Here is a 22,472-nt window from a genome sequence, read left to right as displayed (position 1 = left end):
GAAAAGAAGCTTATCATGATAGGCTTCTTTTTTGTTATACTAAAATTAGTATAGAATGAAGGAGCGAATAATTTGGAACAGAAAAAGCTAAAAAGAATTCTTGAATATGTATGGATCGCGGTTGTGCTCCTTGTAGGATATTATTTCTTAAAAGAAAAAAGTATATGGGTTTTATTTTTAATGACGTTTTTATTAGCGGGTTTAGGCACGTTATTTATTAATTTCTTCTTTGATAGTTTAAATGCCTGGAAGAATAAAAAGAAGGGAACGAAGTAAAGGAGGGAATATATGCAAAAGTGGAAGCTCATATATCAGGTGATTATTTTCCTATTGCTTGTAGGTATTGGAATTGTGAAATACGCAACGCCAATAGGAAATTGGGCATGGTTTACAGCTTGCATCGGCATATTTTTCATTTTACAGTCGTTAACGAAAAAATATAATAGTACAGAAAAATAGCTCGCCGCTAAAACGGCGAGCTATTTTGTTATGCTTTTTTCTTTTCATCATTTGTTTTTTCAATAGCTAAATGACTATGTTTCCTAGAGTAGAAGAAATAGAAGCATAAGCCGACTATAAGCCAAACTGCAAAGCTAATCCATGTTGTTTTAGACAAATTGATCATTAAATATAAGCAGCAAAGAATCGCGACAACTGGTAATACAGGTACGAAAGGTGTACGGAATCCACGTTTTAAATCAGGGTGTGTTTTTCGTAAAATAAGTACTGCGCAGCAAACGAATGTAAAGGCTGTTAACGTACCGATGTTTACTAAATTCGCTAGCAAATGTAAGTCTAAAAGGCCTGCTAATAAAGCAGCAACAACGCCAGTAATCCACGTATTTAATAAAGGGATTTTTACTTTTTTATTTACACGTGCTAACGCTTTTGGAAGTAAACCGTCACGGCTCATCGCATACGAAACGCGAACTTGTCCATACATAACGACTAAGAGAACGGTTGTCATTCCAGTCATCGCTCCAACAGCGAGTAGTCCTGCAATTGTATCCTCACCAACGAAATGCAATGCAAATGCAACTGGATCAGAAACGTCTAATTGCGTATAAGGAACCATACCTGTTAAAACGAAAGATACGATCATATATAAAACAGTACAAATAAGAAGAGAACCGATAATACCAATTGGTAAGTCACGCTGCGGTTTTTTCGTTTCTTCTGCAGCTGTTGCGATTGCATCAAATCCTAAGAAGGCGAAGAACACAGTGGCAGCCCCAGTAATAATACCGTCGTATCCGAATGGGATGAACGGTGTCCAGTTTTCAGGTTTTACATATTTTGCACCTGCTACGATAAAAGCGATAATAACGGCTAACTTAATAAGAACCATAATATTATTAATGCGTGCGCTTTCGCGTATACCAAAACTTAAAAGGCCCGTAATAAGAAGTAAAATACAGACAGCAGGTAAATCGATGAGACCACCTTTTCCTACGCCGGGGGCCGAGGCGATTATGGCGGGCAGGTGTATATTGAACCCTTGTAGTAATGATTGCAAATAACCAGACCAACCGACAGCTACTGCTGCAACGGCAAGTAAATATTCGAGCATTAAACACCATCCGACGATGAAGGCGACGACTTCTCCGACTGTCATGTATGCGTAAGTATACACACTTCCTGAGACAGGAATAGAAGAAGCAAATTCAGCGTAACAAAAGGCTACACAAGCACAAGTAAATGCAGCAATAAGGAATGATAGCATAATACCAGGACCAGAATGTTTTGCTGCAACAATACCTGTTAATACAAAGATCCCTGTCCCAATTACGGCGCCGATTCCTAAAAATGTTAAATCAAGTGCAGTTAATGTTCTAGCTAGCTGCTTTGGTGATTCAGTACTAAGCGCTTTTTTTCGTAATAATGACTTCACTTTGGACTCTCCCCCCGTTTTTTCATTTCCATAACTGCGACTATAGTATGAGCCCATTAAAAAAGAGTAAGTAAGGAAGTGGAGGTGCAGTTATGGTATGTAGTTTTTTAAAATTGCTGGATTAATCTTAATATAATTCAGAATATTTTGTCAAATAAAAATATGACAAATAAAATGCGGATCAATAGGGGAAACTACTTGCAGAAATGGACGGGGGTTAACGACCCACTGATTAAAGTTAAAGTAGGAGCAGATGCTATGTTATTTTATTTTGAACTTGTCGTCATTTTACTTTGTACGAAATTAGCTGGTGACATTAGTGTAAGACTTGGTCAGCCTTCTGTACTTGGTAAGTTAATTGTCGGTATTATTATCGGTCCGGCTGTACTTGGTATTATTAATAGTTCTGAACTGATTGATGAATTGAGTGAGATTGGTGTTTTGTTACTTATGTTTATGGCGGGACTTGAAACAGATTTAGAAGAGTTAAATCGGAATTTGAAATCGTCGTTTGCAGTAGCGGCCGGTGGAATTATTTTTCCTTTCATCGGTGGTTATGTAACAGGATTGCTGTTTGGATTAATACAATCCCATGCCATTTTTTTAGGGTTATTACTTTGCGCAACATCGGTTAGTATTACGGTGCAGACGCTACGTGATCTAGGAAAAATGAATACGAGAGAAAGTACAACAATTTTAGGTGCTGCCGTATTTGATGATGTCATTGTCGTTATTTTATTAGCATTTGTAATGAGTTTTTTAGGAACGCAAGATGTGAATATAACACTGGTCATTGTAAAGAAAATTATTTTCTTTGTAAGTATTGTTTTTATTGCTTGGAAAGTGGTTCCTTGGATTATGAAAATGCTTGTCCCGCTTCGTGTAACAGAAGCGTTAATTAGTGCAGCTCTTATTATTTGCTTCTCTTTTTCTTATTACAGTGAAATGATGGGAATTGCAGGCATTATTGGAGCATTTGCAGCAGGAATTGCTATTTCTCAAACAGAGTATAAGCATGAAGTGGAACATAAAATTGAACCGATTGCTTATGCAATATTTGTTCCAGTATTCTTCGTAAGTATCGGAATGGAAATTACATTTCAAGGCATTGGAAGTCAGCTTTGGTTCATTATTATTATGACTCTCGTTGCGATTTTCACAAAGTTAATCGGATCCGGCTTAGGCGCAAGACTGACAGGATTTAATCGCCAATCTTCTATCAGTATTGGTGCGGGGATGGTATCACGTGGTGAAGTAGCGCTTATCATCGCAGCAAATGGACTTACGGCGAATTTATTAGCGAAAGAAAATTTCACAGCGATTGTTATTGTTGTTATATTGACGACGATTATCACACCGCCACTTTTGAAGAAATATTTTGTATAGACAGGAAGGGCTTATCTGATGTAGGTAAGCTCTTTTTTTATTCCCAAAAGCAATGATCATATAGCATGAAGGGTTTGTAATTATGGTAAAATCTATGTATGTGATATGACAAGGAGAGGGAAGTGTGAAGATTACGAAGGAGAAGGTTATCGGTGTAATCGTACTTATTGCAGTATGTATACCATTTACTGCATGGAAAGAATCAAAAGTGAAAGATTTTCCGGTTTCTATTTTTTCGGAAGAAGCAGATGGTGAGTACGGTCAGAAGCTGAAATATACTGCTTTTTTACCTGATGTTGCGATTTGGATGAACGGTTGGGAAAAGAAGTGGACAGAGGGGGAAAGAACTGTTTATCAAAAAGGGAATCGCATTGTAAATGTGTTTCATCCTCCTGGCGATGATGGTTATTACCTTCTTGAAGCAAGAGAAAATAAGTGAACGCAACCGTAAGAAGTGGAGGTTAAATAGTGAAAGCTTCAACATTACTATTTAAAATTGAAAGTAATATGGATCAATTTTCACCAGCTGAGAAGAAGGTTGCCATGTACATAATGGAGAATGCAGAGATTGTACCGAATTTAACGACGAAAGAAGTGTCAACGAATGCAGGCGCAAGTGAAGCGAGTGTCGTTCGCTTTTGTAAATCGATTGGAATCGGAAGTTTTAAAGCATTTAAGATAGCACTCGTTCGTGAATTAACGATTGCTGATTATAATATTAACGATTTTTCAGTGATGAATACAGAAGATGGACCGTATGATTTATTTAATAAAGTTACTTATGTGAATAAAGCTGCAATTGAGGCGAGTGTTACTGCGATAGATAAGAAGGAACTTGAGAAAGCAGCGGATCGTATCGTCAATGCGGGCAAAATTATATTTTACGGAGTAGGCGGATCAGCTACGCCAGCAATGGACGGGGCTTATAAATTTACGCGGCTTGGATTTACGGCGATGATGCTATCTGATTTTCATATGATGTTGCCACTTGTGACGAATTTAAAAGAAGGCGATATATTTGTTGCGATTTCAACATCTGGTCGAACGAGAGATGTGCTTGAAATGGCGCAGTATGCAAAGAGACAAGGTGCAACTGTTATTGGAATTACGAAATTAGATCAATCATCACCCCTATATAAAGAAGCGGATATTCGCCTTTGTATGCCAGATGTAGAACAAGATCATCGTATTGCGAGTATTGCTTCGAGAATGACACAATTGAATATGATCGATGCTTTATATGTGATTACTTTCAATCGAATTGGTAATAAAGTATTGGATCAATTTATGGAGACGCGAGAAGAAGCGTTGCGGTTACGGAAGTTAAAGTAGAAGAAAAGATGAGGAGACTCATCTTTTTTATTATCTTTGACACAAATATGTCATGTTGTGAAATTTTATTTCATAAAATAAGAAAGGGTTATTGATTTTTAGTTTCTTGAAGTTATAATAAAAGTGTGAAATATAATTTCAAAGAGGGTGGAAATATGTTAGAAAATTTATCGACAGAACATCGTAATGAGAAAACAATGAATCTGGATGAAATGAGCATAAAAGAAGTATTGCAAAGTATGAATGAAGAAGATCGAACTGTTGCGTTAGCAGTTGAAAAAGAGATAGAACAAATTGAAAAGGTTGTACAGACTGTTATTAAATCTTTTGAAGAAGAGGGACGCTTAATTTACATTGGTGCTGGTACGAGTGGTCGTTTAGGTATCCTAGATGCAGTGGAGTGTCCGCCGACATTTGGCACGGATGATAAAATGGTGCAAGGATTTATAGCAGGTGGATTGAAAGCGTTTACTAAGGCGGTGGAAGGTGCCGAAGATCGCGAAGAGTTAGCAGAAGAAGATTTAAAAAGTATTGGATTAAATGAGAAAGATACAGTGATTGGAATTGCTGCCAGTGGCAGAACTCCTTACGTAATTGGCGGCTTGAAATACGCACAGAGCGTAGGAGCGAGTACAGCGAGTATTTCTTGTAATAAAAATGCTGAAATAAGTAAATATGCAAATTTAAATGTGGAAGTAGAAACAGGTGCAGAAATATTAACAGGATCAACGCGTTTAAAAGCTGGTACAGCACAAAAATTAGTGCTGAATATGATTTCAACAGCTTCGATGATTGGTGTAGGAAAAGTATATAAAAACTTAATGGTAGATGTTCAATCCACAAATGAAAAGTTAGTAGAACGGTCAAAACGAATTATTGTGGAAGCAACAGGCGCTAGTTATGAAGTAGCGGCAGAGTATTATGAAAAGGCAGAACGTAACGTAAAAGCTGCCATTGTTATGGTGTTGTTGCAGTGTGAGTATGGGGAAGCACTGGAGAAACTAAAATACGCAAAAGGGTTTGTGAAGAAAGCACTATAAAGTAATAGGGAGGGGGATTCTATTATGAAGAAAGAAGAGAGAATGGCCAAGGAAATTTCGGAGCAACTTGGTGGAATAAAAAATATTCGTAGTATTGCTCATTGTATGACGAGACTACGTTTAACGCTTCATGATGAAAGTAAAGTAAATATGGACCTTTTGAAAAAAGTTGAAGGCGTTATGGGTGTTATAGAAGATGAGACGCTTCAAGTTGTCGTTGGTCCAGGAACAGTAAATAAAGTAGCAGCTGAAATGGAAGGTTTGACAGGACTACGAATTGGTGAGGTAGCAGATCATCACCTTGAAGATATTGGGCAAGAGATGAAATCAGAGATTAAGAAGAAAAATAATACACCGGTGAAAAACTTTTTACGAAAAATAGGAAGTATTTTCATCCCATTAATTCCGGGGCTTGTTGCGTCAGGAATTATAAACGGGGTTGCTAACTTTGCGAAAAATGCTGGTGCTGATCCAAATGCAACGTGGTTACAAATGTTACTACTCATTGGCGGCGGTATCTTTACATTCTTAGGAATTTTAGTCGGCTGGAATACAGCGAAAGAATTTGGCGGGACACCGGTTCTTGGGGCAATTGCTGGTATTTTAATTTTCAACCCGGCGATGGCAAACGTAAAATTGTTTGGTGAAGCATTAGTGCCCGGACGGGGCGGATTGTTTGCAGTTATTTTTGCAGCATGGCTTATGGTTGTAGTGGAAAGACAAGTTCGAAAAGCAGTGCCAAACGCAGTTGATATTATCGTGACACCACTCATTACTGTATTAGTTGTAAGTATCGTAACGATGTTAGCCATTCAGCCATTAGCAGGTTTCTTATCAGATGGTATTACGAGCGGAATTAATGCTATTTTAAATATTGGCGGAGCATTTGCTGGCGCAGTACTTGCGGGAACATTTTTACCTCTCGTTATGGTCGGATTGCATCACGGTTTAACACCAATTCATATGGAATTTATTAATCAAACACACGTAACACCTTTATTACCAGTGCTCGCAATGGCTGGTGCTGGCCAAGTGGGCGCAGCAATTGCGATTTATGTGAAAACAAAAAACAAACGACTTCGAAATGTAATTAAAGGTGGATTGCCAGTTGGCTTTTTAGGAATTGGTGAGCCGTTATTATACGGGGTGACATTACCACTTGGGAAACCGTTTATTACTGCTTGTTTAGGAGCGGCTGTCGGTGGTGCATTCCAAGCAGTTATGCAAACAGCTTCTCTTGGAATTGGCGTATCAGGGCTATCTTTAATTCCGTTAATTGCTGACAATAAATATTTACTCTATTTCTTAGGTTTAGTAATTGCATATGCTTTCGGATTTATCTTTACGTATTTCTTCGGATTTAAAGAAGAAATGGCAGAAAACATATAGAGAAAGGGATTCCTTTCTCTTTTTCTATTAATAGAAAGGAAGATTTATATGATCGGAGTTTCCATTTATCTTTCAAAAGAACGAGTAGAGAAACAAGAAGAGTGGCTAAAAGTAGCGAAGGAAAATGGGTTTACATCTATTTTTACATCACTGCACATTCCAGAAGATGATCCAAATACGTATAAAGAGTTAATTCAAATATTAGGGAAACAAGCTCTTGCACATGAAATGGAGTTAATGGTTGATGTTTCTCCAAAATCGTTACATCATTTAGGGCTAACATATGAAAATGTGGAAGAACTATTGGACTGGGGCATTACCGGTTTAAGAATGGATTACGGCATTGCGCCAAAAGAAATTGCAAGCGTATCTCATAAGATGAAAGTAGCTTTAAATGCGAGTACGATTACAAAGCCATTTTGGAAAGAATTACTTGCAGAACATATAAGAGTAGAGAATGTAGAAGCGTGGCATAATTTTTATCCACGTCCAGAGACGGGACTAGCAAAGTCCTTCTTACAAAAACAAAATCAATATTTACAGGAGTGCGGAATAAAAACGATGGCATTTATTCCAGGAGATGCGGAAAAACGAGGTCCGTTATATGAAGGGTTACCAACGTTAGAAAAACATCGCAATATGCGCCCGCTTGAAGCGTACTTAGAACTTGTTCAAGATTGTGGTGTTGATAAAGTATTGATTGGAGATATAAGCGCAAGTTTGGAAAGTATGCAAGAAGTAGCTAGTGCGAGTAGAGGGATTATTCCATTGCGTTACAAATCATTTATAACTGATAAAGAAGTATTAAAAGTGGTGGAGCAAGTGCATAAAAATAGACTAGATCCGGCTCGTGATGTTATTCGATCTGTAGAATCAAGGGAAGGAAATAGAGTGGTTTTACAGCCGATGCATACAATTGTAAGAAAGAAAGGCAGCATTACAATTGATAATGAATTGTACGGTAGATATGCAGGGGAGATGCAAGTTGCTACACATGATTTACCTGTAGATGAGAAAGTGAATGTTGTTGGAATAGTTGTGGAAGAGGACGTTTCTTTACTGCCTTATATTGGCGCTGGAAAAATGTTTAAACTTTTTCTATGCGATAGAATAAAAGCTTGAATTAGCGCTATTTTGTAGGAAAACATTATCCGTAAAACGGATAATGTTTTTTGTTTTCTTTAAAAAAGTATTTGACGAATGAAATAAAATACCGTATTGTTTTGATTTGTAAATAAAAGTTCACCATAATAAAACAAAAAGGAGAGTTCAAAATGAATCAATATATTGGGAATTTAATTATTCGTATCGTGTTAGGAGTTACGTTCTTTGCACACGGTTTAGCAAAGTTTCAATCAGGTATCGATAATGTAGCAGGATGGTTTACAAGCATCGGTTTACCAGGTGGCCTTGCATACGGCGTAGCAACTGTAGAATTAGTTGGTGGTATATTATTAATTATCGGTTTAGGTGTACGATATGTAGGATTGTTATTCGCTCTTATTTTAGCTGGAGCTATCGTAAAGGTAAATGGAGCAGCAGGTTTATTAGGAGATGGAAAGAATCCAGGATATGAATTAGATCTTGCATTATTATCAATGGGTGCGTATTTATTCGTAGTAAAAGCAGAAGGATATGTAGATCGTTTCTTAAAAGAGAAAGTAATGAAAACGAAGTAAATTTTATTTATAAATGTTGACTTGAAGAAGTATTGTAACTATAATGATTACAACAAATAGATTAAGAGTAAAACAATTTAAATATTTTTTTACACAAGATGTAACTGTATAGGTTACATCTTGTGTAAAAATAAATAAACGGGAGGAAGTAATATGCCTAAATCAAATTTAGAAATTATTCAAAGCACGTATGAAGGATCAGCGTCTTCGAATGCAAAGCATTTAGCAGAAGCCTTCTCTGAAAAAGTGGAATGGACAGAGGCAGAAGGTTTCCCGTACGGCGGAACATATAAAGGCGTAGAAGCTATAATGGAAAATGTATTTAGCCGTTTAGGATCAGACTGGGATGATTATAAAGCAAGTGTAAATACATATCATGAAGTAAACGGAAAAGATGTAATTGTTGCTGAAGGTATGTATTCTGGAGTTTATAAAGAAACAGGAAAATCATTTGAAGCAGAATTTGTTCATGTATGGCAGCTTGAAAATGGAAAAATCGTGAAGTTTAAGCAGTATGTAGATAGTCATATTGTTAGGGAAGCGATGAAGAGCTAATGCTTTTTAAATGGATTGTAGGTATATGTATTACCATTATGGTAATCATCTCTTCTATAGTTGGCGGAAAGAAATTGCTTGCATATGTGGAAAAAGAAAATACAAATATTCAAACCGAGCGAGCGGCAAACGAAAAAGAGAAAAAAGCTGCAGAAGAAGCCCCGCAAATTAGTGAAGGTGAAATTATTTCTACTATGCATAAAATGGTGCACCAAAAGGTAAAATCCTCTGAAAAATGGGGATTTGTAGAGATGACAAAAAAGGAAATTTCTAATGTAAAAAGAGATATTGAAAATAGTACAGGTTTTCAATATAAAATGAAGTTATTTTCTATTATAAATAGATGGGAAAAAGGAGATTTTTCTCAAACTGTTGAGGAGCATAACTTTTTATGGAGCCTTCAAGGTGGAGATACTGGCAAGGCGACGGAACGTTTATCGCCAGAAGAGGAAAAGCAGTATATAAAAGAAATGAAGAGAAAATAAAAACATCGCCAACCCAGATGACGATGTTTTTTCATTAAGAATGTTTTCGCATTAAAGGTCTAACAGGCTGAACGGCAACAGTTTTAAAATGAGAAAATAAATAACATCCTGTTACAACGACAATTGTCCCTAAAATTTGTATCCACGTTAATTCTTCTCCGAGGAATATGAATGCTAAAATGGCTGTGAAAATTGGATTGAAGTTTAGAAAAATACCTGATGTAGTTGCGCCTAATTTTTGTACGCCAATATTCCAAAATACCATACAAAGAACTGTCGAAATAAGCCCAGTATATAAAAGTGATGTGATGAAAGAAGTATTTATATTTGAAACAGTGAAGCTACCTATGTTAAACGGTAGTAATAAAATAACGCCGAAAATACCAGAGTACAACGTTGCCATAAGTGGTGTAGTTGTTTTTGTTGCCCATTTACTACAAACAGAATAGATTCCCCAAATACAAACTGCTGCAATCATCCATAAATCGCCGCTATTAAAATGTAGTGAAAATAAAAGCGAGAAATCACCTTTTAATAGGACGAGGATAACCCCGAAGAATGAAAGAATCATGGATAGGATTTGAAGTGTATTTACTTTTTCTTTTAGAAATAATACTGAAAATAATGCGATTGAAATTGCATTCAATGTAGAGATAAGACCTACATTCGTAGCGGATGTTTTTTCTAATGCTAAAAATTGAAAGATGTTAAAAAGAGCGACCCCTGAAATTCCCATCAATATTAAAGGAAGTATTGCGGTACGTGGTGGAAGGATTTTCTTTTCTTTAAACCATACCATCGGTAATAAACAAACAATCGCAATCATCCATCTTAAATTTGTCAATGTCATCGGCGATGCATGATCGACGAGTGATTTTCCAACGACAAAATTTCCTCCCCATAATAAGCTCGTTAGTAATAGTAAAAAGATGTAAAAATAAGGCATGCTAAAATCCCCTTTTTTGTAATCAATACGAATTGTAAATAATTTTAGCATTTTTCTTTATTATGTAATATATTCTTTTGTATAATGGTGAAAACTCGATAAAATATTTAGTTGCGAATGATATTTACGGAATGATATTCAGTTTTTTGTAAGGTATAAGGTGTTTTTTCGAATAATCATCGGTAAGAAAAAAGGGGGAATTGTAATGGAGTCGTCTGTTATTAAAGTGTTGGATGATTTGGATGTACAAATTTTAGATATATTGCAGAAGGAGTCACAAGTAAGTAATGCAGAGCTGGCACGTCGCGTTAATTTATCACCGGCTGCGATGCATGCAAGAATAAAAAGATTGGATGGGGAAGGTTTCATCGATAAGCAAGTTGCGATTTTAAATCAAGAAAAGCTTGGGTTTGATTTATTATGTTTTATTTTTATGAGTACGAATATTCATCAATTTGACAAGTTGGAAGTGTTGGAGAAAGAATTAGAATCGATGCCGGAAGTGTTAGAATGTCACTGTTTAACAGGAGAGTACGATTATTTATTAAAGGTTGCAAATCGTGATCGTAAAGAACTAGAGCAGTTTATTAGAAAGTTGAATAAGCTTGGTATTACAAGGATACAGACAAGTTTAGCACTTCGTGAAATTAAATATTCGACGGTATTGCCGATACGAAATGAGGAACCGAGCATCGATTAGATTGCTTGGTTTTTGTTTGTATAAATTGATTGACGAGGAGAAAAGAGAGATGTATTATTATATAAAATTATGAATTAAAATTCATTTTAAGTTATAAATATTAATATTGAGGGGCAAGGGGATGTAATATGAAAATCTGTAATGCAGTGACGAGTGATGTGAAAGAAATTTATAGTCTTATTGAGGTTTATGCAAAAGAGGGAGTTGTTTTACCACGTTCTCTTTTGTCTCTTTATCAATATTTGCAATGTTTATATGTTATGAAAGAAGATGAGAGAATTGTTGGAGTTGCTGGATTGCATGTATTAGGAGAAGATCTTGCAGAAATACGATCGTTAGTAGTTTCGCATACATATGCAGGGAAAGGGATAGGGCGTATGCTCGTAAATCATGTAATGGAGGAAGCTACGAAAATAAATGTAAGAAGAGTAATTTCCTTAACATATGAAACAGTATTTTTTCAAAAGTGTGGATTTGATTTTATAAATAAAGAAGCGTTGCCAGAGAAAGTATGGATTGATTGTAGACATTGTCCAAAGGTGGATTATTGTGATGAAGTGGCGATGGTGCGGTATGTTGGATGAAAATTTTATAGAGAAAAAGTTCCCACTATTATTTACATATATAGTGGGAACATATATTTCCATAAGAAATGGACAGGTTATTAAGAATTTGAATTCTTTTGTCTCACGGCAAAATTATAAAGTGGATCTTTAAGTTCATAGTTATACGTTAAACCGTCGACAATTCCTACAACTTTATCATTATCATAAAGGTCGAGCATAAATTGTGCCATTTGTTTTGCAGTGTGGAATTTTGGTACAACATTATCATATTGGAATTCATCAATATCAAATGAACGCTTCGCAAATTCTGTTTCAGTTGCAGCAGGAGCTAAAACTTTTGCTTGCAGTTTTGCGCCTTGTTCTTTCAGTTCGTGAGACAGCCCTTCTGTAAATGCACTTACATAGAATTTCGTAGCGCAATACGTAACAGCATCAGCAACAATTGTGTATCCGCCGCCCGATGAAACGTTAATAAGCTGTGTTCCATCAATCATTGAATAATCTCGAACGAAAAGAGAAGAGAGTATTGTTAGTGCTTCTATATTGACATGCAACATCGTCTCTATTTTATTTAAATTTTGTTCAGCAATTGAGGCGAAATTACCAAAACCTGCGTTGTTAATCCACGTTTCAATTTGAAAAGCTTGTAGGCTTTCATAAAGTTTATAAACATCTTCAGTCACAGATAAATCAGTTTTTCGAATGACAACATCCAACTCAGGATGCATTTCGTTAATTTTCAATTTTAATCCGTTTAATTCTTCTTGTCTTCGAGCTACAAGTACTAAATTTTTTCCGCGAGATGCAAATGCTAAAGCTGCTGCATAACCAATTCCGGAACTTGCGCCAGTAATAACCGTGTATTTCATATAAAATCCCCCTAAATTCAAATTCATTTATGGTTAGATTGTATTTGTTAGAGTATACTCTAAGTCAAACGTTTTTTATAAATTTGATACGGTTATAAAATATATGAGGGTAAGCATGTGAAGGGAGTTTTAGTATGTACACAATTAGCGAGGTAGCAAAATTATTAGGCGTGAGCACACATACACTACGTTATTATGAAAAGGAAAATATATTAATTGCAAATCGTGATACAAATGGAAATCGACTTTACGAAGAGTCACATATAAAGTGGTTGCAGTTTGTAATGAAATTAAAACAAACGCAAATGCCAATAGCGAAAATAAGAGAATACGCTAGATTATATACAGAAGGGGAGCATACAACAGAAGCTCGTTTACAGCTCCTAGAAGATCATAGGAAATCTATTCAGATTCAAAGAGAAAACTTAGAGGTTACAGAGAAGATGCTTGAGAATAAAATTCGTGCATACAAAAACTTATTGGAAAATAAATAGATGGTTGTTATGTGATGAAAAATGGATTTGATCTATGAGTATTTCATCATAAGTGTGCGGACAAATAAAAAAGAGCAGCTAGCAAAAGCTAACTGCTCCATTCAAGGGATCTCTCCAAGGGGGAGTGGAGAAAATATTATGTTACTAGCAGTATTGACAGATTATTAAGAAATATACAAATCAGATGAAAGAAATTTTAAATAAACTTTCGGCATTGACAGTTTTTAAAATGTTCATGTACAATATATATATATGAATGACATTCAGTCATTTTTATGTGACAGGATGCAGTTAGCTTAGAAATGGAACAAATACAATGGTAAATGAGGATGATAGTTGTTTTTATATAGTATTGATGAAAGAGTATATTTTTTTAAAATAAAAATGACTGATAGTCAGTCATAAGAGGTGAGAGGTATGAAAAATAGAGCATGGTTATATGTCATATTAACATGTATCTTTGAAATTTTTTGGGTGTTTGGTTTTAATACGGCTAATACTTGGTGGCATTGGATTATTATTTTAGGAGTTATCGCTGTTGATTTTCACTTCCTTTCTAAAGCGTGTGAACATCTTGCAACAGGGACTGTATATGCTGTTTTCGCCGGAGCTGGTACGGTAGGTACTTTCTTAATGGATTTATTTCTTTTCGGCGGAAGTTTCAGTGTAGGGAAGTTATTTTTTATCGTGATGGTTGTAGCTGGCGTTATCGGTTTAAAGCTAGCTGATAATAAAGAAGAAACTGTGGAAGGAGCTGCTTAAAAATGGGTTGGTTTTTCGTATTTTGTGCTGCAATTAGTGAAATAGTCGGTGTGATAGGACTTAAAATGTATAGTAAAGATAAGACATTAGCCAATGGTGCGATTTATATCGGTGGGTTTGCTACATCCTTCGCATTTTTGTATACTTCCTTCTTATTTTTACAAGTAAGTGTCGCATATGCGGTTTGGATTGGTATCGGAACAGCAGGTGCAGTTTTGTTAAACATGTTCTTGTTTGGTGAGTCGAAAAGTAAAGCGCGTATCATTAGTGTGTTTCTTATTGTATGTGGAGTGACAGGATTAAAGGCACTTTCTTAAAGATATATTGCATTTTTATCTCCTAATTGTTTATTAGGAGATTTTATTATAAAAAAATGAGTTCCTCTTAGAGTTCACTATCATTGACAGTACAATCGATTATCTTATAAAATGAGTGACAGTCATTCAATATGCGTGTGAAAGGGTTTAGATGATGAATAAAAAAGAGAAAATTGTCTATGCAGCTATTGAAGTGTTTCAGGAAAAGGGCGTCGAAAAAACGAAGATTTCTGATATCGTGAAATTAGCTGGCATTGCGCAAGGAACTTTCTATTTATATTTTCCTTCTAAGCTATCTGTTATGCCTGCAATAGCAGAAGTGATGGTTGAAAAGATGATACTTGCAGTGAAAGAAAAAGTACAAAAAGATGTACCTTTTTCAAATAAAGTGGCACAAGTAATCGATGCGGTGTTTCACTTTATAGAGGAATACCGTGAAATACAAGCTTTAATGTATGCAGGTCTTGCATCTACTGAACATATAAAAGAGTGGGAAGCTGTGTATGAGCCTCTTTATATGTGGTTAAGCGAATTTTTAAGTGAGGCGAAAGAAGCCGGTGAAATTCGTGATTCGGTTCACGCAGAGCGAACAGCGAAGTTATTTATCGCTCTTGTTGAATCAGCAGCGGAACAAGTTTATTTATATGATCATAAAGATGATGAGCAAGTGGATTTGCAAAAGGCAGAAGTACTAGATTTTTTAACACATGCACTACATATAAAGAAGTAGTAAGATGAACCTGTCTGAAAAGGTAGGTTCATTTTTGAGGAAAACTGAATGATAGTCATTCACCTAATACTTATGTATGTGTAGAAGGATAGAGTGAAATTCTAATGAGTGGAGGCATCCTCACTCATTACTAGCCCGCAAAGAGCAGGATAAAGAAAAAGCTTCTTGGGTATTATTTTTTGAGAGGAACTTATGGGAAGAGGTGTTAAAAAGTGAAGAAACCGATAAAAGAACAAAAGATGGTATTGGTTATTCTTTTGAGTAATATATTTATCGCTTTTTTAGGGATTGGATTAATCATTCCGGTTATGCCGTCCTTTATGAATGATATGCATTTAACAGGGAAGACGATGGGATATCTCGTTGCAGTGTTTGCAATGGCACAGCTCATTACTTCACCTATTACAGGCCGATGGGTTGATCTTTACGGTAGGAAGAAAATGATAATCATTGGATTATTTATTTTTGGTGTTTCAGAGCTTCTTTTTGGATTAGGAAAAGATGTGTGGATGCTTTATGTGGCAAGGGTATTAGGCGGAATTAGTGCTGCTTTTATTATGCCTGGTGTTACGGCATATGTTGCGGATATTACATCTATTCAGGAACGTCCAAAGGCGATGGGATACTTATCTGCGGCTATTAGTACTGGATTCATTATAGGGCCTGGAATCGGCGGATTTATTGCAGAATACGGTATACGTGTGCCGTTTTTCGTTGCAGCAGCAATTGCTTTTATAGCATGTGTGATTTCAATCTTTATTTTAAAAGAACCGTTAACGAAAGAAGAACTTGCAGAGATTTCTTCTAATACGAAAGAATCAAGTTTTATTGGTGATTTAAAGAAATCATTACATCCAATGTATGCAATTGCATTTATTATCGTATTTGTACTCGCATTCGGATTATCGGCGTATGAAACTGTGTTTAGCTTATTCTCAGATCATAAATTTGGTTTCTCGCCGAAAGATATTGCAGCAATTATTACAATCAGTTCAATCTTTGGGGTAGTTGTGCAAGTATTTATGTTTGGCAAATTGGTAGACATGTTCGGTGAGAAAGTATTAATTCAAATATGTTTAATTGTAGGTGCAGTATTAGCATTCGTCTCAACTGTAGTCTTTAATTATTGGATTGTACTTCTCGTTACTTGCTTCATTTTCTTAGCATTTGATTTACTTCGTCCAGCTTTAACGACGTTTTTATCAAAAGCAGCTGGAAAAGAGCAAGGATTCGTTGCTGGAATGAACTCGACTTATACGAGTTTAGGAAATATCGCAGGACCAGCGATGGGCGGAATATTATTTGATATGAATATTCATTATCCATATGCATTTTCAGGAGTTGTTTTAATAGTTGGTCTCGGCATTACATTTATGTGGAGAGAGAAACAGTTGGCTGAGAGTTTTGCGAAGTAATAAAACCCCTTACGACGGTAAGGGGTTTTTGTTTTATAAACTTAATCCAAACCGTTTTAATTCAATAAAAATCCCCTCTAATTGCTTTCCTTTATCCGTTAATGTGTACTCTACACGAGGCGGAACTTCTGGATATACTTTTCTCGTTATAATGCCTTGAGATTCTAATTCCTTTAGTCGAAGCGATAATGTTTTTGGACTAATCCCATCCATTGATTTTTGTAAATCACTAAAGCGTAATGTTCCTTCGATAAGAAGATCACGAATGATTAAAAATGTCCATTTTGTACTAATTACATCAAGCGTTTTAGCGATAGGACAAGGTATGCCAGGTAAACCTTTCGTTAATTCAACTGGATCTATATTGTTCATGGAACAAGCCTCCATAAAATTTTTTTGGATGAATTTGCTTTATAGTATCACAAAACTATACTTTTGGTAACTATATGAAAAAAATATCACTACTTCCATAAAGGAAGTTAGTGCATATACAATAGTAATACGAAACATAAAGGATTTATATGAGGAGGTGGTGATTTCCATGGGGATAAAAAAGTTATTTGGATTCCTTAGTTTGTTTGTTATTTGTATTGTGCTTGTAGCATGCGGCGCGGAACAAAAAGGTGAAGTTCAGTTATTAAAAGAAATGCCAAGGCCAAAAGCAATGACAATTGATCCCTCACTAAGTAAAAAAGAAGCGACAGAAATGGTTCATGCGGCGCAGCGTTTTTATGCATTTTGGGATACAGGTAAGGAGGAACTTATTCCGCAGACTGTTACTAAAGATTTCTTCGATAATACATTGCCGAAAGGGCGACCACAAGGCATTGAAGGATTAAAGTTTGCAGCGCAAAATTTTCGTAAAGTTGTGCCTGATATACATTGCGAGATTGAAGACTTATTGGTTGTTGGTGATAAAGTAACTGCCCGTCTTTCTTTTACAGGAACGCATAATGGTAAGAAAATTAATTTTTTTGCAATTGATATTTTACATGTGAAAGACAGAAAGATAACGGAGGATTGGCATTTAGAAGATAATCTTACACTACAGCAGCAACTCGGCTTAATAGCTGAAGAGTAGATCATATAAGGGAGAGGAAAGCGATGAAAAATATATTTATTATAAATGGTCATGAAAAATACGGTACAAAGGAAGGACGATTAAATAAAACGTTAGTAGATTATATGGTTACTCTATTAGGCGAGAATCATCATGTGAAAACAACAACGATTCAAGATGGTTACAATATTAAAGAAGAACAGGATAAATTTTTATGGGCCGATGTTGTTATTTATCAAACACCGATTTATTGGTTTAGTGTTCCAGGCTTATTTAAAACGTATATGGATGAAGTATATGAATATGGTTTGTTCTTTAAAGGTGCAGATGAATATGGAACAGGTGGTTTATTAAAAGAGAAAGAGTATATGTTCTCTACAACTTGGAATGCACCTGAAAAAGCATTTGGAGATAAGACGAAGTTCTTTGAAGGAGAAAGTTTAGAATCAGCGCTTAGTCATTTACACCGCGTGCAAAAGTTTCTCGGTATGAGTCCGTTAAAGAGTTTTGCTTGTTATGATGTGGTGAAGAATCCGGATATAGAACAATATTTATTGAACTTGAAAGATCACTTAGATAGAGTAATTAAATAATAGTTTATATTTGTATGTGAAGAAGGTACTACTAAGGATGTAGTACCTTCTCCTTTTATAAAAACTCACACTTTAATGCGTGGATGGCTGTATCCATAACTTCGCAAAATTTGCCCAACCAAATGAATCAATTGTTACGTTTTTTAAAGAAGAAGGGTATGTTTTTCTTTTTAAAACGTGATAGTTAAATAAAATGATGTGTTCTGCTTGTAAAAACTCTTCAATCTCATACATGAGTTCATAACGCTTTTCTTTATTTTCTTCTAGTAAAAATGTATCTAGTAAACAGTTAATTTGTTTTTCGTAGTGCGGGTCCATGAACCGATTTACGAAGCAACTTTTATTTTTAAATACATTTAAGAATGCAATTTCATGATTGGCAGCAAAGACTTCTCCCATGAAAATAATATCAGCATGTTTATCAATAGAGCGATCCATATAATCTGAAACGGGAAATGGGTGAAGCTCTACTTGTATACCTAAACTTTCACATCGTTCTTTTAAGAAATATGCATCATTTGCACTATCTTTAAATGCGAAGAAGTAAATATGTATCGTTTCTCCATTATATGTACTCTTTTTCAAATACTCTTTTGCTTTTTCTAAAGAGTAGGATCTTCTTGTTGCAAGGCGGCTTCTATCAGGGAAGAAGCTTGATGCAGCAATTGTCCGTCTACCCTCTATGTTACGAAGTATCATTTCAACATCATATAGTTCTCTCCAAGCTTTTCGAAAGTAAATGTCGTGATGAGGACCAGGTTTTTTAAAGTTGAAGCTAGCATAAATACAACCTATTTCTTCTATTTGTATATCATGCCTTTCATTTTCCTCTTCGTTTGGTAGTTCATAATCAGCATCTATTTGCACATGGTCAGGAATACCCCAAAATTCAATACGGTCTAATAACGCGCGCTCTTTAAAATAATGGGTGAACGCTTCGAGTACGATATTATCTTCCGAGTAATGAGCAAGTTTGAAAGGTCCAGTACCTATATAATGATGATTTTTAATACTCGTATCACGCGGTAAAATTGCGAGCTGCATGGAACTTACATAGTGTAAGAAGAATAAATTTGGTTTTGCTAAATGGAATCGAATTTGCAGTGGTGATGGCGTTTCAATTTGAACAATTTCTTCTGTTAACCATTCGAAAGGAGAGTGAACTTCTTTTAGTCTTTCAAATGAAAATTGTACATCTTTAGAAGTTAAAACTGTTTCGTTATGAAAATATACATCCTTTCGTAAATAAAAAGTCCACGTAAGCCCGTCTTCACTTAATTCCCACGTATGCGCAATGTGTGGTTCCATTTTTTCAGTAACATCGTTATATACGACTAACGTATCAAAAATTTGACTCGTAAGATGGCTCTCTGTAGTTACAGCCACAAAAGCCGGATCTAATGGGAATATCTTTCTTGATATAGGAATCTTTAATACGTCGTACATATCATTTGAAGGTTCATATCCAAAATGATGATGTAGTTTATTTTCTATCTTTTTTTGAAGTGCGAGGGGGAGGGGTTCTTTTAAAAGAAGAAAGATATCTTTTAATTTTTCTTGCGCTAACAGTTCATCTGTATAGGACTCAATCGCTTCTACGAAATTATGTATAAATAGAATTTCCGTTTTATTTCCGCGGCCTCGTCCTGGAGTCCAGCGAATTAATTGTTCCTCGCTCATTTTCTTTAATAAAATCTTTACGTTTTTCGTACTGCAATATAAAACATCAGCTAATTCTTGTAAGCTATTTTGTATATGTTTTTGATCTTGTGCATGTAGTCTTAGTCTAATGTAATAGTCCATAATTTTCATATATACACTTCCTTCTATCTATAAAAGGGGAAACTCTTTAGAATATTCTAACCTTTTTCTCCCTTTTTTTCAAAGTAAAATAAGTAAGCATAAGGAGGGGGAAACAATGGGATTTTGGAGTATGCATCAAAATATAAAAATTAGAATTATAACTTCGTTTTTAACACGTACTGTGTCCACGATGATTTTTCCATTTATGGCGATTTATTTTTCAATAAAGTTAGGTAGTGCGATTGCTGGTGCTTTACTACTCATTAATGTCATAGCTTCATTAGTAATTGGTTTATACGGTGGATATGTTGGGGATCGGCTTGGGCGTAAAAAGGTTATGATTATCGGTCAAAGTATACAAGTCATTTCCATTGCTTGTATGGGAGTTGCGAATTCGGATTATGTAGATTCACCGTGGTTAACATTTATCTTTATGCTAGTGAATAGTTTAGGATCTGGACTTATGAATCCTGCGACAGAGGCGATGTTAATTGATGTGAGTACACCTGAAAATCGAAAAGTAATGTACAGCATTAATTATTGGGCTATTAATTTATCCATTGCGATTGGAGCAATATTTGGTGGATTACTATTTGAAAACTATAGATTGCAATTGTTTATCGTATTAACGCTTGTTGCGATTATTACTCTATATGTGATGGCTGTGTATATGGAAGAAGTGTATGTAGCACGAAAAACGGTGGAGAAGAAAAATGTATTAAAAGGTATGGCAGATAGTTATAAAGTCGTGATGAAAGATAAAGCATTTTTAATTTTTTGTGCAGCGAGTATATGTACATTGTCTTTAGAGTTTCAAATTAATAATTATTTAGGTGTTCGCTTGCAGAAGGAATTTGAAACGGTGCACTTTTTCTTTGGAAATGGTGTTACGTTTGATTTAACAGGTATTCGCATGCTGAGCTGGATATCAGCGGAGAATACAATTTTAGTTGTGTTATGTTCAGCACTTCTTATTAAAATGCTGAAAAGCTTCAACGATTTGAAAATCTTATATGTAGGTTTATTCATTTATACAATTGGATTTACAATACTCGGAACGAGCAATAGCTTATGGATTTTATTAATTGCAGGGCTTTTCCAAACGGTAGGTGAGATGATGTATGTGCCAGTGCGTCAATCTATTATGGCAGATATGGTGCCAAATGAGGCAAGAGGTTCTTATATGGCGATTAACGGAATGGTCTTTCAAGTGGCAAAAATGAACGGGGCATTAGGTGTTATGCTAGGTTCATTTATTGCATCTTGGGGCATGAGTGCTCTGTACTTTATCGTTGGTATGAGCAGTATTTTATTATTTATGAAGGCGATAGGGAAAGAGAAGTATGAGGATGAGAGAAATGTTTCTCAAATTGGATGAAACTATATAAAAGCGAACCAGTTATACTGGGACTCGCTTTTTATATAATTTTTAGAACGGATCAACTTCAGCTAAATCAGGGTTAGCATTCGGATTTGTTAATAAGGTTTTCAGCTCACCTACTTCTGAGAGAGCAACGAGGATATAACCACTAATAAGAACGATGAGTCCAATGACCCGTAATGTTTGCAGTGTAATATCACGGCTATTGTTTTCGGAGTTGTCTTGGGGCGGAGAAGGTGGATTATTGTTCATAGTTAGGCTCCCATCTTTTGTATTTATATATGTGCGAAATCATTATTTAACTTATGGATAGGAATTATATAGTCATTTTCACTATATGAGAACTGCCTATGAAAAGTGATAAGGAATTTTTGGGCGAGAAAAGGGGGGGATCCAAAAGATTATTAAAACTGAACTTTTGGATTCCCCTCTTTTTATTTATCTTGCTATTTGTGGTGGTCGGATTGCCTGTAAACGACCAGTTGGTGGGGGCTAATTAATCAGTGGGGGATGAATAAAACCTCACTGATTAACTATTTTCATGTAAATAAAAGGAGGTTAGTTATCCTAATATACGCAACGATTCTTCAATAAACGCTGGGATGTCCTCTGGCTGTCTACTTGTTACTAGCTGATTTTGACATACGACAACCTCTTTGTCATGAAAGTTCCCGCCGGCATTTTTCAAATCGACTTCAATAGATTTATATCCAGTGACATCACGTCCTTCAAGTGTTTGTGCAGTGATGAGTAGCTGAGGTCCGTGACAAATAGCGAAAACAGGTTTTTCCGCATCCATAAATGCTTTACTAAAGCGAACAAAACGTTCATCTGCACGAAGTATATCTGGAGAAAATCCACCCGGTATGAAGAGGGCATCAAAGTTCTCTGGAGAAACATCATCAATACTTTTATCAATTACGACTTCACTTTTTCCTTGCTTACCGTGTACTGTTTTCCCTTTTTCCATTTCAATAGTTGTTAATTCATATTCCTTTTGATTAAAAGCTGCTACTGGCTCTGTGTATTCTGTGTCCTCGAAATAATCCGTTATTAAAATAGCAATTTTTTTACTCATT

General features: G+C 35.6%; 29 protein-coding genes. 22 read left to right on the top strand and 7 right to left on the bottom strand.

What is annotated here, in order from left to right:
• Positions 1–72 precede the first annotated feature (72 nt).
• The gene (locus MR136_RS18000) at positions 73–276 is read left to right on the top strand and encodes a hypothetical protein (protein ID WP_000435797.1); all 204 of its coding nucleotides are present in this window, start codon (positions 73–75) and stop codon (positions 274–276) included.
• Between the two features lie 12 nt (positions 277–288).
• Entirely contained in the window at positions 289–459 is a 171-nt protein-coding gene (locus MR136_RS17995) for a hypothetical protein (RefSeq protein WP_001174838.1), read from the top strand.
• A 28-nt stretch (positions 460–487) separates the two neighbouring features.
• Here the strand turns inward: MR136_RS17995 and MR136_RS17990 are convergent, their stop codons facing one another.
• Positions 488–1,948, bottom strand: coding sequence for a branched-chain amino acid transporter BcaP (locus MR136_RS17990; RefSeq protein WP_002197441.1), 1,461 nt, complete (start codon positions 1,946–1,948; stop codon positions 488–490).
• A 105-nt stretch (positions 1,949–2,053) separates the two neighbouring features.
• Between MR136_RS17990 and MR136_RS17985 the strand changes: the two genes are divergently transcribed.
• The 9 genes from MR136_RS17985 (at position 2,054) to MR136_RS17945 (ending at position 9,757) form a co-directional block, all read left to right on the top strand.
• Positions 2,054–3,277, top strand: coding sequence for a cation:proton antiporter (locus MR136_RS17985; protein WP_060852387.1), 1,224 nt, complete (start codon positions 2,054–2,056; stop codon positions 3,275–3,277).
• Between the two features lie 124 nt (positions 3,278–3,401).
• On the top strand, positions 3,402–3,716 hold the full coding sequence (locus MR136_RS17980; protein WP_000704958.1) for a hypothetical protein: 315 nt from the start codon (positions 3,402–3,404) through the stop codon (positions 3,714–3,716).
• A gap of 29 nt (positions 3,717–3,745) precedes the next feature.
• A complete protein-coding gene (locus MR136_RS17975; RefSeq protein ID WP_000648168.1) occupies positions 3,746–4,609 on the top strand; it encodes a MurR/RpiR family transcriptional regulator in 864 nt (287 codons plus the stop codon).
• Positions 4,610–4,764: 155 nt separating this feature from the next.
• The gene (gene murQ, locus MR136_RS17970) at positions 4,765–5,649 is read left to right on the top strand and encodes an N-acetylmuramic acid 6-phosphate etherase (RefSeq protein WP_000892350.1); all 885 of its coding nucleotides are present in this window, start codon (positions 4,765–4,767) and stop codon (positions 5,647–5,649) included.
• A 24-nt stretch (positions 5,650–5,673) separates the two neighbouring features.
• Positions 5,674–7,038, top strand: coding sequence for a PTS transporter subunit EIIC (locus MR136_RS17965; protein WP_000711293.1), 1,365 nt, complete (start codon positions 5,674–5,676; stop codon positions 7,036–7,038).
• 48 nt (positions 7,039–7,086) lie between these two features.
• Complete coding sequence (locus MR136_RS17960; protein ID WP_017674426.1) at positions 7,087–8,160, top strand: DUF871 domain-containing protein; 1,074 nt, start codon at positions 7,087–7,089, stop codon at positions 8,158–8,160.
• A gap of 152 nt (positions 8,161–8,312) precedes the next feature.
• Positions 8,313–8,717 carry a DoxX family protein gene (locus MR136_RS17955; protein WP_001077751.1) on the top strand — a complete coding sequence of 135 codons (405 nt, stop codon included), beginning with the start codon at positions 8,313–8,315 and terminating at the stop codon, positions 8,715–8,717.
• A 153-nt stretch (positions 8,718–8,870) separates the two neighbouring features.
• Positions 8,871–9,272 (top strand): nuclear transport factor 2 family protein, encoded by a 402-nt coding sequence (locus MR136_RS17950; protein ID WP_001126699.1) that lies wholly within the window; start codon positions 8,871–8,873, stop codon positions 9,270–9,272.
• Complete coding sequence (locus MR136_RS17945; RefSeq protein WP_000897995.1) at positions 9,272–9,757, top strand: PRK06770 family protein; 486 nt, start codon at positions 9,272–9,274, stop codon at positions 9,755–9,757. Before MR136_RS17950 ends, MR136_RS17945 begins: the two co-directional genes overlap by 1 nt.
• 34 nt (positions 9,758–9,791) lie before the next feature.
• On the opposite strand, the gene MR136_RS17940 is transcribed toward MR136_RS17945, so the two are convergent.
• Positions 9,792–10,703 carry a DMT family transporter gene (locus MR136_RS17940; protein WP_001146231.1) on the bottom strand — a complete coding sequence of 304 codons (912 nt, stop codon included), beginning with the start codon at positions 10,701–10,703 and terminating at the stop codon, positions 9,792–9,794.
• Positions 10,704–10,908: 205 nt separating this feature from the next.
• Between MR136_RS17940 and MR136_RS17935 the strand changes: the two genes are divergently transcribed.
• Entirely contained in the window at positions 10,909–11,403 is a 495-nt protein-coding gene (locus MR136_RS17935; protein WP_000446097.1) for an Lrp/AsnC family transcriptional regulator, read from the top strand.
• Between the two features lie 128 nt (positions 11,404–11,531).
• On the top strand, positions 11,532–11,987 hold the full coding sequence (locus MR136_RS17930) for an N-acetyltransferase (protein WP_000686663.1): 456 nt from the start codon (positions 11,532–11,534) through the stop codon (positions 11,985–11,987).
• An 80-nt stretch (positions 11,988–12,067) separates the two neighbouring features.
• Here the strand turns inward: MR136_RS17930 and MR136_RS17925 are convergent, their stop codons facing one another.
• Complete coding sequence (locus tag MR136_RS17925) at positions 12,068–12,838, bottom strand: SDR family NAD(P)-dependent oxidoreductase (protein WP_000878068.1); 771 nt, start codon at positions 12,836–12,838, stop codon at positions 12,068–12,070.
• Positions 12,839–12,972: 134 nt separating this feature from the next.
• On the opposite strand from MR136_RS17925, the gene MR136_RS17920 reads away from it, so the two are divergent.
• From MR136_RS17920 to MR136_RS17900, 5 genes are all read left to right on the top strand, one after another.
• Entirely contained in the window at positions 12,973–13,332 is a 360-nt protein-coding gene (locus tag MR136_RS17920; RefSeq protein WP_000288065.1) for a MerR family transcriptional regulator, read from the top strand.
• Between the two features lie 417 nt (positions 13,333–13,749).
• Positions 13,750–14,094: a DMT family transporter gene (locus tag MR136_RS17915; protein ID WP_017674425.1), complete on the top strand. Its 345-nt coding sequence runs from the start codon at positions 13,750–13,752 to the stop codon at positions 14,092–14,094.
• A 2-nt stretch (positions 14,095–14,096) separates the two neighbouring features.
• Positions 14,097–14,411 carry a DMT family transporter gene (locus MR136_RS17910; protein ID WP_000539671.1) on the top strand — a complete coding sequence of 105 codons (315 nt, stop codon included), beginning with the start codon at positions 14,097–14,099 and terminating at the stop codon, positions 14,409–14,411.
• Between the two features lie 151 nt (positions 14,412–14,562).
• Entirely contained in the window at positions 14,563–15,141 is a 579-nt protein-coding gene (locus tag MR136_RS17905; RefSeq protein ID WP_002025356.1) for a TetR/AcrR family transcriptional regulator, read from the top strand.
• 212 nt (positions 15,142–15,353) lie between these two features.
• Entirely contained in the window at positions 15,354–16,556 is a 1,203-nt protein-coding gene (locus MR136_RS17900) for an MFS transporter (protein ID WP_000742953.1), read from the top strand.
• 33 nt (positions 16,557–16,589) lie between these two features.
• On the opposite strand, the gene MR136_RS17895 is transcribed toward MR136_RS17900, so the two are convergent.
• On the bottom strand, positions 16,590–16,928 hold the full coding sequence (locus tag MR136_RS17895; RefSeq protein WP_001059470.1) for a winged helix-turn-helix transcriptional regulator: 339 nt from the start codon (positions 16,926–16,928) through the stop codon (positions 16,590–16,592).
• Positions 16,929–17,097: 169 nt separating this feature from the next.
• Between MR136_RS17895 and MR136_RS17890 the strand changes: the two genes are divergently transcribed.
• Both MR136_RS17890 and MR136_RS17885 read left to right on the top strand, forming a co-directional pair.
• On the top strand, positions 17,098–17,637 hold the full coding sequence (locus tag MR136_RS17890) for an ester cyclase (protein ID WP_000511552.1): 540 nt from the start codon (positions 17,098–17,100) through the stop codon (positions 17,635–17,637).
• A gap of 23 nt (positions 17,638–17,660) precedes the next feature.
• Positions 17,661–18,209: an NAD(P)H-dependent oxidoreductase gene (locus MR136_RS17885; protein ID WP_000789173.1), complete on the top strand. Its 549-nt coding sequence runs from the start codon at positions 17,661–17,663 to the stop codon at positions 18,207–18,209.
• Positions 18,210–18,281: 72 nt separating this feature from the next.
• On the opposite strand, the gene MR136_RS17880 is transcribed toward MR136_RS17885, so the two are convergent.
• On the bottom strand, positions 18,282–20,021 hold the full coding sequence (locus MR136_RS17880) for an SgrR family transcriptional regulator (RefSeq protein WP_000699823.1): 1,740 nt from the start codon (positions 20,019–20,021) through the stop codon (positions 18,282–18,284).
• A gap of 106 nt (positions 20,022–20,127) precedes the next feature.
• Between MR136_RS17880 and MR136_RS17875 the strand changes: the two genes are divergently transcribed.
• A complete protein-coding gene (locus MR136_RS17875; protein ID WP_242259551.1) occupies positions 20,128–21,390 on the top strand; it encodes an MDR family MFS transporter in 1,263 nt (420 codons plus the stop codon).
• A 51-nt stretch (positions 21,391–21,441) separates the two neighbouring features.
• On the opposite strand, the gene MR136_RS17870 is transcribed toward MR136_RS17875, so the two are convergent.
• Positions 21,442–21,645 carry a hypothetical protein gene (locus MR136_RS17870; protein WP_001063856.1) on the bottom strand — a complete coding sequence of 68 codons (204 nt, stop codon included), beginning with the start codon at positions 21,643–21,645 and terminating at the stop codon, positions 21,442–21,444.
• A gap of 98 nt (positions 21,646–21,743) precedes the next feature.
• Here MR136_RS17870 and MR136_RS17865 point away from each other — a divergent pair, with 98 nt between their 5' ends.
• Positions 21,744–21,893, top strand: a complete 150-nt coding sequence (locus tag MR136_RS17865) for a hypothetical protein (protein WP_017674423.1) — start codon at positions 21,744–21,746, stop codon at positions 21,891–21,893.
• Between the two features lie 62 nt (positions 21,894–21,955).
• Here the strand turns inward: MR136_RS17865 and MR136_RS17860 are convergent, their stop codons facing one another.
• Positions 21,956–22,471 carry a type 1 glutamine amidotransferase domain-containing protein gene (locus MR136_RS17860; protein WP_000037531.1) on the bottom strand — a complete coding sequence of 172 codons (516 nt, stop codon included), beginning with the start codon at positions 22,469–22,471 and terminating at the stop codon, positions 21,956–21,958.
• Position 22,472: the final 1 nt, after the last annotated feature.

This window comes from Bacillus cereus group sp. BfR-BA-01311, assembly GCF_022664295.1.
In the GTDB taxonomy this organism is placed as follows: Bacteria; Bacillota; Bacilli; order Bacillales; family Bacillaceae_G; genus Bacillus_A; species Bacillus_A cereus.
The sequence above is the reverse complement of the archived record's forward strand: the minus strand, read 5'-3'. Positions and strand labels throughout refer to the sequence as shown.

Coding starts and splice junctions, on each gene's coding strand:
- MR136_RS17995 (WP_001174838.1), top strand. CDS start 289: ATGCAAAAGTGGAAGCTCATATATCAGGTGATTATTTTCCTATTGCTT.
- MR136_RS17990 (WP_002197441.1), bottom strand. CDS start 1,948: ATGGGCTCATACTATAGTCGCAGTTATGGAAATGAAAAAACGGGGGGA.
- MR136_RS17985 (WP_060852387.1), top strand. CDS start 2,054: ATGACAAATAAAATGCGGATCAATAGGGGAAACTACTTGCAGAAATGG.
- murQ (WP_000892350.1), top strand. CDS start 4,765: ATGTTAGAAAATTTATCGACAGAACATCGTAATGAGAAAACAATGAAT.
- MR136_RS17965 (WP_000711293.1), top strand. CDS start 5,674: ATGAAGAAAGAAGAGAGAATGGCCAAGGAAATTTCGGAGCAACTTGGT.
- MR136_RS17960 (WP_017674426.1), top strand. CDS start 7,087: ATGATCGGAGTTTCCATTTATCTTTCAAAAGAACGAGTAGAGAAACAA.
- MR136_RS17955 (WP_001077751.1), top strand. CDS start 8,313: ATGAATCAATATATTGGGAATTTAATTATTCGTATCGTGTTAGGAGTT.
- MR136_RS17950 (WP_001126699.1), top strand. CDS start 8,871: ATGCCTAAATCAAATTTAGAAATTATTCAAAGCACGTATGAAGGATCA.
- MR136_RS17945 (WP_000897995.1), top strand. CDS start 9,272: ATGCTTTTTAAATGGATTGTAGGTATATGTATTACCATTATGGTAATC.
- MR136_RS17940 (WP_001146231.1), bottom strand. CDS start 10,703: ATGCCTTATTTTTACATCTTTTTACTATTACTAACGAGCTTATTATGG.
- MR136_RS17935 (WP_000446097.1), top strand. CDS start 10,909: ATGGAGTCGTCTGTTATTAAAGTGTTGGATGATTTGGATGTACAAATT.
- MR136_RS17930 (WP_000686663.1), top strand. CDS start 11,532: ATGAAAATCTGTAATGCAGTGACGAGTGATGTGAAAGAAATTTATAGT.
- MR136_RS17925 (WP_000878068.1), bottom strand. CDS start 12,838: ATGAAATACACGGTTATTACTGGCGCAAGTTCCGGAATTGGTTATGCA.
- MR136_RS17920 (WP_000288065.1), top strand. CDS start 12,973: ATGTACACAATTAGCGAGGTAGCAAAATTATTAGGCGTGAGCACACAT.
- MR136_RS17915 (WP_017674425.1), top strand. CDS start 13,750: ATGAAAAATAGAGCATGGTTATATGTCATATTAACATGTATCTTTGAA.
- MR136_RS17910 (WP_000539671.1), top strand. CDS start 14,097: ATGGGTTGGTTTTTCGTATTTTGTGCTGCAATTAGTGAAATAGTCGGT.
- MR136_RS17905 (WP_002025356.1), top strand. CDS start 14,563: ATGATGAATAAAAAAGAGAAAATTGTCTATGCAGCTATTGAAGTGTTT.
- MR136_RS17895 (WP_001059470.1), bottom strand. CDS start 16,928: ATGAACAATATAGATCCAGTTGAATTAACGAAAGGTTTACCTGGCATA.
- MR136_RS17890 (WP_000511552.1), top strand. CDS start 17,098: ATGGGGATAAAAAAGTTATTTGGATTCCTTAGTTTGTTTGTTATTTGT.
- MR136_RS17885 (WP_000789173.1), top strand. CDS start 17,661: ATGAAAAATATATTTATTATAAATGGTCATGAAAAATACGGTACAAAG.
- MR136_RS17880 (WP_000699823.1), bottom strand. CDS start 20,021: ATGAAAATTATGGACTATTACATTAGACTAAGACTACATGCACAAGAT.
- MR136_RS17875 (WP_242259551.1), top strand. CDS start 20,128: ATGGGATTTTGGAGTATGCATCAAAATATAAAAATTAGAATTATAACT.
- MR136_RS17870 (WP_001063856.1), bottom strand. CDS start 21,645: ATGAACAATAATCCACCTTCTCCGCCCCAAGACAACTCCGAAAACAAT.
- MR136_RS17865 (WP_017674423.1), top strand. CDS start 21,744: ATGAAAAGTGATAAGGAATTTTTGGGCGAGAAAAGGGGGGGATCCAAA.
- MR136_RS17860 (WP_000037531.1), bottom strand. CDS start 22,471: ATGAGTAAAAAAATTGCTATTTTAATAACGGATTATTTCGAGGACACA.